At 54.4% G+C, this 11,434-nt stretch carries 10 protein-coding genes; 4 read left to right on the plus strand and 6 right to left on the minus strand.

Going from position 1 to position 11,434, the window contains the following annotated elements; all coding sequences use genetic code 11:
- The first annotated feature begins 51 nt into the window (after positions 1–51).
- On the plus strand, positions 52–1,020 hold the full coding sequence (locus RAL91_RS00400) for a tyrosine recombinase XerC (protein ID WP_306259002.1): 969 nt from the start codon (positions 52–54) through the stop codon (positions 1,018–1,020).
- A gap of 134 nt (positions 1,021–1,154) precedes the next feature.
- On the opposite strand, the gene RAL91_RS00405 is transcribed toward RAL91_RS00400, so the two are convergent.
- The 6 genes from RAL91_RS00405 to RAL91_RS00430 all read right to left on the minus strand — a co-directional run bounded on the left by RAL91_RS00405 (position 1,155) and on the right by RAL91_RS00430 (position 9,252).
- A complete protein-coding gene (locus RAL91_RS00405) occupies positions 1,155–1,832 on the minus strand; it encodes an outer membrane lipoprotein carrier protein LolA (protein WP_306259003.1) in 678 nt (225 codons plus the stop codon).
- A gap of 96 nt (positions 1,833–1,928) precedes the next feature.
- Positions 1,929–4,784, minus strand: coding sequence for a DNA translocase FtsK (locus tag RAL91_RS00410; RefSeq protein ID WP_306259004.1), 2,856 nt, complete (start codon positions 4,782–4,784; stop codon positions 1,929–1,931).
- The gene (locus tag RAL91_RS00415) at positions 4,777–6,114 is read right to left on the minus strand and encodes an aminotransferase class I/II-fold pyridoxal phosphate-dependent enzyme (RefSeq protein ID WP_306259005.1); all 1,338 of its coding nucleotides are present in this window, start codon (positions 6,112–6,114) and stop codon (positions 4,777–4,779) included. The genes RAL91_RS00410 and RAL91_RS00415 overlap by 8 nt, the downstream gene beginning before the upstream one ends.
- A 190-nt stretch (positions 6,115–6,304) precedes the next feature.
- Positions 6,305–7,654, minus strand: coding sequence for an ammonium transporter (locus tag RAL91_RS00420; protein ID WP_371932567.1), 1,350 nt, complete (start codon positions 7,652–7,654; stop codon positions 6,305–6,307).
- Positions 7,655–7,699: 45 nt separating this feature from the next.
- A complete protein-coding gene (locus tag RAL91_RS00425; RefSeq protein WP_306259007.1) occupies positions 7,700–8,038 on the minus strand; it encodes a P-II family nitrogen regulator in 339 nt (112 codons plus the stop codon).
- A gap of 314 nt (positions 8,039–8,352) precedes the next feature.
- Positions 8,353–9,252 carry an acyl-CoA thioesterase II gene (locus RAL91_RS00430; RefSeq protein WP_306263116.1) on the minus strand — a complete coding sequence of 300 codons (900 nt, stop codon included), beginning with the start codon at positions 9,250–9,252 and terminating at the stop codon, positions 8,353–8,355.
- A gap of 174 nt (positions 9,253–9,426) precedes the next feature.
- Here RAL91_RS00430 and RAL91_RS00435 point away from each other — a divergent pair, with 174 nt between their 5' ends.
- The 3 genes from RAL91_RS00435 to RAL91_RS24975 are packed head-to-tail and all read left to right on the plus strand — an operon-like array spanning position 9,427 to position 11,238.
- Positions 9,427–10,725 (plus strand): ubiquinone biosynthesis hydroxylase, encoded by a 1,299-nt coding sequence (locus RAL91_RS00435; protein WP_306259008.1) that lies wholly within the window; start codon positions 9,427–9,429, stop codon positions 10,723–10,725.
- Between the two features lie 4 nt (positions 10,726–10,729).
- Positions 10,730–10,933: a hypothetical protein gene (locus tag RAL91_RS00440; protein WP_306259009.1), complete on the plus strand. Its 204-nt coding sequence runs from the start codon at positions 10,730–10,732 to the stop codon at positions 10,931–10,933.
- 32 nt (positions 10,934–10,965) lie between these two features.
- Positions 10,966–11,238, plus strand: a complete 273-nt coding sequence (locus RAL91_RS24975) for a DUF3291 domain-containing protein (RefSeq protein WP_371932468.1) — start codon at positions 10,966–10,968, stop codon at positions 11,236–11,238.
- Positions 11,239–11,434: the final 196 nt, after the last annotated feature.

An 11,434-nucleotide genomic window follows, 5' to 3' on the forward strand; every position in this document is an offset into this window, starting at 1 on the left:
TGGGCAAGCGGAACCGGTTAATATGGTAGCAATCAAAACACCGGAGCCAGCATGTCCCAGGCCCTCACATTTGCCAATCCAAAGCTGCTTGAGCACAGGCGGGCCTGGCTCAGTCATCTTGAAAACGGCAAGCGCCTCACCCCAAAGACAATTGAGGCCTATGAGCGCGATTCCCGTCAGTTTCTGACTTTCCTGTCGCAGCATCTGGGGGAAGCAGCCGACGTGCGGCATTTGGGGGATTTGAGAATTACCGATTTGCGCAGCTTTCTGGCGGCTCGGCGCGGCAGCGGCAGTGGCGCACGCTCTTTGGCCCGCAGCCTTGCTGGCATCCGCTCATTTTTTGCTTTTTTGCGCAAACAGCAGATTGTCGATGTAACCGCTGCAAATGCGCTGACGACCCCCAAACAGCCAAAAAGCCTGCCCCGTCCGGTAGGCGCTTCAGAAGCCAGCGCAATGCTGGACGAAGCGCTGGAGCCAAACGCAGAGTCCGAGGCGTGGGTCGGTGCCCGTGATGCCGCCGTTCTCAGCCTGCTCTATGGCTGTGGATTACGTATCTCTGAAGCTTTGGGCCTGTCGTTGAAAGATGTGGATGCCCTCAAAACCGGGCTGATGAAAGTCACTGGCAAAGGCGGCAAGGAACGTCTTGTACCCGTTCTGCCAGCCGTCATCGAAGCGGTCAGCCTTTACGGCTCGCTCTGCCCCTTCATCATTGCCCATGCTGACAATCCCGAAGCACCCCTGTTTTTCGGTGTGCGTGGCAAGCGACTGAACCCGCGCATTGTCCAAAAAGCTGTAGAGGATTTACGCATGCGGCTTGGTCTGCCCTCCAGCGCCACACCTCATGCCCTGCGCCATGCCTTCGCGACCCATTTGCTGGCAGGCGGCGGCGATCTGCGCACCATTCAGGAACTTTTGGGCCATGCCAGCCTGTCGACGACGCAAATCTATACACAGGTGGATACGCGGCATTTGCTGGCGGTTTACACCAAAGCGCATCCCCGCATGATTGCGGGCGAGTGAGGAACATTTCAGGTGGTTAAGGCAGAATTCACGGAACAAATCCGGGAACGACCACTGGTTTTGGGTCGAAAAACATTTCCACCATCGTCATCCTCGGACTTGTTCCGAGGATCCATAGCAACGCGTCAGAAACCCTACTGCCGCTCGGAAATCGCGATTCGACCATAGGGAATCTTGAACAGTTCTTTGTTCCAGTCCATGCCGCCCTTCAGATTATAGACGGTGACCGTCGTATCCAACCCTTGGGCATCGGTCACGGTCCATTGTCGCAATTCCTTGCTGGCACGGTCAAACAGCAATGTAACCCGGCCTTTGCCGAACATGCTTTCCTCGACCATTGTGACGGTCACAATATCAGCTTCAACCTTGATATCATTGACTTTGGAATCGTTGAGGAAATCCACCTTGTCGGACAGCAGAAACCGCAAAGGCGTTTTTGACAGAGGCCACAAATCCCAGGTTTGCAGGGCGCGATCATGAATCACCACCGATTTGCCATCCGACATGATTTGAATCTTGGATGGAGAATCGTAACGGAAGTGAATCTTTCCAGGCCGATCCAGCGCAAACACGCCCTCTGCCTTTTCACCGTTGGGACCAAACTGTACAAAATCGCCACCCATGGTCCGCATGCCGTTCAGACTTGCAGCAATGTCCTGCACCACTTGGCCATTTGTCTGCGCCCGCGCCGGCTGGATCATCGTAGCGAGTGCCAGCATGAGCACAAACCACAGGGAGAACAGGCCAAAAGCCGGTCGCACATTTGATGTCACAGCTTTGACCCTTGCGGCCTGCGATGATCTTTGAGTCATGTCACTTTCCAATCGACAATGTATTTCGCTCTTATGAGTCAGCTAGGAAGCTACTGTGGCAAAATCACGGCTGCCACAAAATGGGTCCAATCCGACTCACATGGTCTCTTCAGCATTGCCAACCAGAATATCACGTTTTCCCGCATGATTGGGCCCACTGATCACGCCTTCTTCTTCCATTTTTTCAATAATGGACGCAGCCCGGTTATATCCGATGGAGAGCCGTCTTTGCACATAGCTGGTTGAGGCCTTCTTGTCCCGCAGCACGATGGCAACCGCCTGATCATAAAGATCACCTTCACCGCCGTCGCCGCTGCCACCAGTCATGGCCTCCAGAACCGCAGAGGTTTCAACTTCATCTTCATTGGTAATGGCTTCCAGATACTCCGGCACGCCCTGGCTTTGCAGATGTGCGACCACCTCTTCAACTTCATTGTCACCAACGAATGGACCGTGGACACGTTGAATACGCCCGCCACCGGCCATGAACAACATGTCACCCATACCCAGAAGCTGTTCAGCACCCTGCTCTCCAAGAATGGTTCGGCTGTCGATCTTGGACGTCACCTGGAACGAAATCCGGGTCGGGAAATTGGCCTTGATCGTTCCTGTAATCACATCAACGGACGGTCGCTGTGTCGCCATAACCACATGAATACCGGCCGCACGCGCCATCTGCGCAAGCCGCTGGACGGTGCCTTCAATTTCCTTGCCGGCGACCATCATCAGATCTGCCATTTCGTCGATGATCACAACGATATATGGCATTGGCTCCAGTTTCAGCTCTTCCTGCTCGTAAATCGCTTCACCCGTCTCATGGTCAAAACCCGTCTGGACGGTACGGGTAATCACTTCGCGTTTTTTGGAGGCCTGTTTCACACGGCTGTTGAAGCCATCAATATTTCGCACGCCAAGCTTGGACATTTTCTTGTAGCGGTCTTCCATTTCCCGCACGGTCCATTTCAGCGCCACAACTGCCTTTTTCGGATCAGTCACAACAGGCGTCAGCAAATGCGGAATGCCGTCATAAACCGACAATTCCAGCATTTTCGGATCGATCATAATCAAACGACATTCTTCAGGCTGCATCCGGTACAGGATCGACAGGATCATGGTGTTGATCGCAACAGATTTACCAGACCCTGTTGTACCGGCCACCAGCACATGCGGCATCTTTGCCAGATCGGCAATAACGGCTTCACCGCCAATGGTTTTGCCAAGGCACAAGGCAAGCTTCGCCTTGGTTTTCTCAAAATCGGTGGAATCCAGCAATTCGCGTAAATACACGGTTTCACGCTTTGAATTTGGCAACTCGATACCAATGGCATTGCGGCCGGGGATTACAGCCACACGGGCAGCAATAGCGCTCATGGAGCGGGCAATATCATCCGCCAGCCCGATAACGCGGGAGGATTTGATGCCTGGTGCTGGCTCTAACTCATAGAGCGTGACAACGGGTCCCGGGCGAACATTGATGATTTCTCCGCGCACGCCAAAATCTTCCAGAACACCTTCCAGCAGCCTTGCATTTTGCTCCAGCGCATCTGTGTTCAAATTGGCAGCGGCACTTGTTTGCACTGGCTCGGACAGAAGATGCAAAGATGGCAATTCATAGTCAGCATTACCCAGCAAATCCGGTTGCGCTTCACGGCTGGCGCGGCGGCCGGGTTTGGGCTTGAGCTTGGGCGCGGTGACGCGGTTTTGAGGCGCAGCCTGTGCCCGCTGTACTGGTTCTCGCTGTGCAGGAGCGCGTTGCGCCGGGGTTGGTTCCGCAGCTGTGCGCTGCATTGGCACAGGGCGCACCTGGGTGGCCAACGGGTTGATCCTGACCTCTGGCTCTTGATAAGGCGCTTCGTTGGCCCGGGCTCCGTCCTGCTGATCATATTGATCAAGTTCGGCCTGCTGGTCTTCATAAGCCGCCCACTCACCATCTGCCCACTCACCGTCCGGCAAGTCTGCGTCCTGGTCCCAGGCTTCCTGCATCTGGTCTTCATGATACTGAGCGGTTTCCTGTGGAGCCGTTTGGTGAGCCGTGGACATGACTGGCTCATTGCGATGCGCCACGCGCACACGCGAATTGTTATTGTCAGCTGATTTTGAACGGGCTGATACGATCTTTCTCAACGACCGCGCGCCCAGTGCTTTCGTGCTCAGCGCCATATGGGTCAGCGCGCCAAAACCATAGGCCACCGCAGATCCAACCCCAAAACCGCGAGAAGCCGGTTCGTCAAATTCATCGAGTGGCGAATCCATATGCGGTGGCAAATCCGGCTCAGCCTGCGGCGAGACAGACCCAGCAGCAGAACGGCTCCAGGCGGTCAGAATAAAGCAGGCCAGACTGGCCACACCCAGGATCAGGGCCGTCAAATACCCAATCACACCTTTGAACAAATCTCCAAAGGCGGCAACGGGAAGCCAGATCATGACGTCCCCGACCACACCGCCAAGCCCCATCGGCAACGGCCAGTTGGACGTCACCGGAAGCGCGGACATGGTGCCGGCGGCAAATACCATTGCCAAAACCGTGTAGCAAAGACGGCGCTTGAAACGATAAAGACTTTGGCCAAACATCAGGCGCCAGCCCCAGATCGCCAGTATCAGCACAAGAAGAATGGAGCCAAGGCCAAAGAACTGCATGAACAGATCAGAGGCAATGGCACCTGCCGCACCCAACGCGTTTTGAACCGGCCCAGAGGCGGCAAAATTGAGGCTGGGATCCTGAACCGACCATGTCGCAAGAGCCGCCGCGGCAGCCGCCGCTCCGGCAATCAGAATCAGCCCGGTGGCTGCCGACAAATTACGCCCAAGCCAATAGCGAAAGCCGCGTCGCTGGGACATTGCCGGTGCCTGATTGGCATAGGCCAACTGGTCTGCAATCTGTTGATCGGCATCATAATCCACATAATTCAGTGGGCCGGCTGTGTGGGCTTGAAATGAAGCAGCATTACGCATGAGACTTACCTGTCTGCTTGGATCGATATTGTGATTTTGAAGTATTTTTCTTCGGCAATTGGTCAAGACACTGCCTGAACCGGATCATGGCAATTTCCGTCGTTGCCAGATCGTGAACCAGCGCCACGCGAATCCGTCCATCGGATCGATTGATGGGCCGGTTAGTCGGATGCAGATCGTCCCCGGTGCGCGCGCTGTCAGGCTCGTCTGCGGTCAGATACGCGCCTGGTACAACCCGCAAACCTGCGCTTTTCCAAAGGTGCAGCGCCATGTCTTCACCGCACATATAGGGGCTGCAATCTGCCCAAAGGAAAAACCCGCCATCGGGAATGTCCAGCGGCAGCGCATCGGATAGAATGGCCTTGGCGAGTTCAAATTTTTCATTATAGAGCCGCCGGTTTTCGGCTACATGGGCTTCATCTCCAAAGGCCCGCACCGCAACAGCCTGAAGCGGCATTGGTACTTGTGGTGCAGCCATGTTGCGAAACTTCGCGACATCGCTCACGAACTGCGCATCGCCCGCCATAAAGCCCACACGGAGCCCCGGCAAACTGGAGCGTTTTGACAGGGAATTGAAGCTGATAATATGACTGGCCGAACCTGTCAGCTTGGCCGCTTCCAGAATACCCTGGGGCGCCACGTCACGATAGATTTCCGAGTAGCATTCGTCAGCGAGAATCATGAAATCATGCTGCCGGGCCAGAGCGATCAAATCCTGCCAGTAGCTCAACGGCGCACAATTGCCTTGCGGATTGGCCGGCGAAGCGATGTACACTGCAATTGTCTCTTTCAGAACAGCGGACGACAGGGCAGAAAAGTCCGGTAGTCCGTCCAGACTGTCTGACGCTGATTCTGGCGGGCTGAGAAAGCGGCATCCCGCTGCCTGCGCCGCAGCTGCATAGGTCTGGTAAAACGGATTTGGCGAGAATACCACAGGTGCAGCCACAGACTTGCGGCGTTTGGCCTCGAAGAGCGCGTAAAACAGACCTTCCCGCGATCCGTTCAGCGGCAGGATCGCGTCCTCATCGATAAAACCGTCCAGCCCGTATCTGTTATCCAGCCATTGGCGCACAGCCTTGCGAAAGTCAGGTGTTCCCTTGATTGCGGGATAGCGGCCAAAATCATTCACATTTTCTGCAACAACCGGCGCAACAAAATCTGGAATAGCGTGTTTGGGCTCACCAACACCCAGATCGATTCTGGACTGTCCAGGCTCATGCCCGCTCAAAAGCGCAGTTAGTCGCTGAAACGGCGACCCTGGCAACACCAGAGACACCGCACCATCAACTTCACCATCACTTATAGACTTATCGGACTGGGCCGAACGCATGAAATAATACCCAAAATACGCAGAACTAGCCTGAATAGTAGGGGCTTTTGGTTAAGCGCTCTTTAACCAAAAGAAAAACCCGGATTGGGGACCAATTCGGGTTTCATGCTCTGCCAAAGGAAGGAGAAAGCAGCGCAGTTTTGAAATTGTCCGGCAAGCCAGGCTCGCCGGACAATTGAAGTCAGAAAGATCAGAGGCGTTGGCTGCCCTGACCAAATTCAGGATAGGCTTCGACACCAACTTCTGCCTTGTCCATACCCATGGTTTCTTCTTCTTCGGAAGGACGCAGACCGATTGTGGCTTTCAGGATAGCCCAGACAATGCCTGACGCTACGAAGGTGAAGACACCGATGGCGGCAACACCAATAAACTGGACACTATAAGTGGCATCGCTGTTGCTGAGCGGTACAATCATCGTACCCCAGATACCTGCCAGAAGGTGGACAGGGATCGCGCCGACAACATCATCGATTTTCATTTTGTCAAGCATTGGCACTGCAAACACAACAATCGCACCACCAACAGAACCGATGATGATTGACGTGAAGATGCCAGGCGCAAGTGGCTCAGCAGTAATCGATACCAGACCAGCCAGTGCACCGTTAAGTGCCATGGTCACATCGACCTTCTTGTAGATAATCTGTGTCAGGATAACCGCAGTCACAACACCGCCACAGGCGGCAAGATTGGTGTTGACGAAGATGCGGGAAATATCTGTCACATCACTAATTGTGCCCATCGCCAGCTGAGAGGCACCGTTAAAGCCGAACCAGCCGAGCCACAGAATGAAGGTACCAAGTGTTGCCAGCGGAATGGAGGAACCGGGCATAGGATGGACCTGGCCATTTGGACCGTATTTGCCAATACGTGCACCCAACAGGATCGCACCGGACAAAGCAGCCCAACCGCCAACAGAGTGAACCAGTGTGGAACCGGCAAAGTCGGAGAAACCCATGCCGTCGAGCCAACCAGCGCCCCATTCCCAGGAACCCGTGATCGGATACAGAATACCGGTCAGGATTGCCGTGAAAATAAGGAAAGGCCACAGTTTGATGCGCTCAGCCAGTGTACCGGACACGATGGAAGCGGTTGCTGCACAGAACACCATCTGGAAGAACCAGTCAGAGGCTCCCGAATAACCCGCACCCAGATCGCTGCCGCCAACCGGCTCGATCATTTTTGGCGAAGGTGTTCCGAAATATCCACCATCAACTCCAGAATACATCAAATTGTAACCGACGATCCAGAACATCAGGCCGGCAATTGAATAAAGTGAGATATTTTTGAGGCACTGCATGGAGACGTTTTTGCTGCGCACCATGCCAGCTTCCAGCATGGCAAAACCGGCGGCCATAAACATCACCAGGAAACCACCGATCAAAAACAGCAGAGTGTTGAAGATATAGGCTGTATCAGAGGCAAGAGCATATTCTACCGCCTCAGCAGCTTCGGGAGCCGCCGCGTCCTGACCAAAGGCCGCCCCTGCGCTAAGCGCCAGGACCCCAACAGCCAGGCCTGTTGTTCTAAAAGTTGAAGACATCATGTTACTTATTCCTTGGGACTTTTTCGTTAAACCACGCCAGCTCTACAGAGCTTCGGAGTCGCTCTCGCCGGTACGAATGCGCACCGCGCTATCAAGCGCATAAGAGAAAATTTTGCCGTCACCGATCTGGCCGGTTTTCGCAGCAGCCGCGATTGCGTCGATAGCCTGTTCAGCCACGTCGTTATTCACAGCCACTTCAATTTTCAGCTTGGGCAGAAAACTGACCGCGTATTCTGTGCCGCGATAAATTTCGGTATGGCCCTTTTGCCGTCCATACCCTTTGACTTCGGTCACCGTCAGACCCTGTACGCCGATGCCTGTCAGAGCATCGCGTACTTCATCGAGCTTGAACGGCTTGATGATTGCCATGATGATTTTCATATACTCACTTCCCGTTCTATTGTGTCGGTTGCTGCCTCAAAGGCTTTGGAACGCCTCAGTTGGTCGACACTTCTAATTCACGCTCCGAGCGACGCAGTGTGCGCGTCGGACAAAGCTCACGAACCAGATATTCAAACATCGTGCCAAAACGGGAAAACATGATGTATTTTTTGATAAGATACTGTTTTTATTTATTTTTTAGGAAGGATTAGATTGTCGAAAAACCATGAGATCGTAAACTTCCTCGCCGTTGCACAAACCGCAAGCACGAGTCACGCCTAAAAAAACAGCAGGAAGTCAGGGATGCATATATTTTAGGCAACCCTGCGTATCAGACCTTCCTGAGCAACAGATGCAATCAGGTCTCCACCTTTGCTGTAGAAGGTTCCACGGCAGAATCCTCGTGCATTGGAGGAGCTTGGACTGTCTTGAACGTAGAGCATCCAGTCATGCGCCTCAAAAGGGCGATGGAACCACATGGCATGGTCCAGGCTGGCCATTTGCAACCGACCGGCAAACATATTCAGGCCATGGGCAAACAGGGATGTGTCCAGCAATGTCATGTCAGACATATAGGCCAGGGCACATTTCTGCAGCGCCGGGTCATCCGGCATTGGGCTGCTGCTGCGCACCCATATCTGCTGCCGGGGTGGCAGTTTTTCACGGCTCACATAATGGGTCAGATCAATCGGTCGAAATTCAATCGGCCGATCCCGTTCCCAGTAGCGTTTGACCGGCTCTGGAACATTCGGTCGGCTCAGCATCATGGCCTTCATCTCGGCTTCACCCGGCAGCGTCTCTGGCCCGGGAACAGTGTCCATATCGATATCTATCTGATGCTCCAGCCCTTCTTCAGCGATCTGAAAGGAGGCGGACATTATAAAAATTTCCTTGCCATGCTGAAAAGCAACCACACGCCGTGTGCAAAAACTTTTCCCATCACGCACCCGCTCAACCTCGTAGAAGATGGGGATGGTGGGGTCACCCGGACGCAGGAAATAGCCGTGCAGTGAATGCAATTGTCGGCCCGTAACGGTCCGTGAGGCCGCCACCAGCGCCTGACCGATCACCTGTCCGCCATAAACCCGTTGCCAGCCATCCTTCGGGCTTTGCCCGCGATAGCGATCCGCCTCAATCTGCTCCAGATCAAGGATCGACATCATACGGTCAACAGCAGAGCCGTTTGTGCCATGCGTGTCTGACTTGCCGGTCATGCGTTCGTCCGATTCAGGTCCACTCATACAACGCTCCATTCGCAATTCTGAGTGCACATGTAACAACTGCCCGGCACCACGCCAATCCACCAAAGGAAAATCTGTGCCCTGCGTTGAAAGCCGTGCTAGAAAACCCATCTCTAGCAAGAGAATTATACAACGCGGAACTGCAACATGGCCCAGACAAAATCTGCTGATCTAACCGAAGAACAACTACAAAAACCCTTCGATGTAGTCATTGCGGGCGCCGGATATGCTGGCCTTGCCATGGCGCTGGCCCTGAAGACCTCCGTGCCGGAATTCAACGTTGCAATTGTTGACCCACGTGACCCGCGCCAGGCATCGAAGGACCAGCGCTCATCGGCCATAGCCGCTTCGGGCAGAAACCTGTTTCAGGCCCTTGGTATTTGGGATGAGATGCTTGCCTCCGCACAACCCGTCAACGAAATGATTGTGACTGACAGCGAAACGGGTGATGCCGTAAGGCCGGTCTTCCTGACCTTTGAAGGCCCTGATGATAGCGACGCCGCGAATAGTGAAGCGCCCGATGCAGCCGCGCCCTTCGCCCATATGGTGCCAAACCAGACAATGGTGCGCGCTTTGGCCAAAGCCGGCGCGCAGCACGGGCTGCATTTCCTGGCCCCTGATCGCGTGACCCATTTCAGCGAGACCGGCCCCTTTCAACAGTTGACGCTCGACAGTGGCAAGACCATCAAAACCCGGCTTTTGATCGCTGCCGATGGCGTGCGCTCTGCCCTGCGCGAACTCTCAGGCATCAAAACCGTCGGCTGGCAATATGGTCAAAGCGCCATTGTCTGCACCATTGGCCATACAGAACCGCATAATGGCCGGGCATGGGAGCATTTTCTGCCCGCCGGGCCTTTCGCCATCCTGCCATTGCCGTCAGACGGAGAGCAGCATCGCTCCTCACTGGTGTGGACGGAAGCCAACACGGACGCACAGCGCCTGGTAAAGGGAGACGAATTCACCTTCCGCATGGAGCTGGAGCGCCGCATTGGCCATGAGCTTGGCACTCTGTCGGTCCTCAGCCCGCGGCAATGCTTTCCATTGGGTCTGATGGTCGCCCGCGATTTTGTAAGACCACGTTTTGCCCTGCTGGGAGATGCCGCCCATGGCATCCATCCCATTGCCGGTCAGGGACTTAACCTTGGCCTGCGTGATGTCGCTGCCCTGTCAGAGACAATTGTCGACGCTGCCCGGCTGGGTCTGGACTTCGGCGCAGAAGATGTCCTGAAAACCTATGAACGCTGGCGCCGTGCCGATACGGTGCAAATGGCCGCCACCACCGACATTCTCAACCGCCTTTTCTCCAACAATCTGGCGCCGATACGTCTGGCACGCACCATCGGCCTTGGCCTGGTGGATCGCATGCCCGGCCTCAAAAAACGCTTCATCGGTGAGGCCGCAGGATTTTCTTCACAGCCCAAACTTCTGCGCGGTGAGCTGATCTAGACCTGTGACGCACCGCCTCGCTGCCTATAATTTTGGTATTTTCACGCAGCGGGCAGAACATTCTGCCAATGAAGGCTGGCGTCAGCGCCACGATCCTCTCATGGAACTGGTCGAAACAGCCCCCGGCTTCATTGCCCGCTCCGGTTACGAGGGCGAGCCGGGCCCCAAAAGCTGGGGCAAGCAGAGTGTTCCACGCTTTACCAAGTAGGCGGTGATGGTTGGTCACCAGCCACACTGTCTTTGTGGAAAAACCCGCAATCCCTTTTCAACTTCACCTATAAAGGTCTCCACCGCGAAGCGTTTGCGCTCGGCAAAACCTGGTTCAAACGCGGTGAATGGCCACCCTATGTCCTGTGGTGGGTCCAAAGCGACCACACACCAGAATGGACCGAAGGCGTCAAAAAGTTCGAGCACCTCCACGACCACGGCCCGACCCCAAATGCCTTCAATTTCAAACAGGCGTTTGATGCGCAGGGGCAACCAGCATCATTGCGGCAATCTGAACAAGAGTAGTAGAGCAGTTCACTTGGATCAGCTTGGATTATAGAGTTTTAACTCTTTATTTCAGTCATATCCCGGCTCCATATTCTGTTAACCAAGAACCTGAACAGCCAAACACAGCATGGTTATCCTTCTTTCCAAGTTTGAACATATGAAATATTTCGAGAATATTTCTTAAAATTAGTTTTGAATTCAGCTAATTAACAAT

Origin of the sequence: Pararhizobium sp. IMCC21322, assembly GCF_030758295.1 — a bacterium.
Classification (GTDB): domain Bacteria; phylum Pseudomonadota; class Alphaproteobacteria; order Rhizobiales.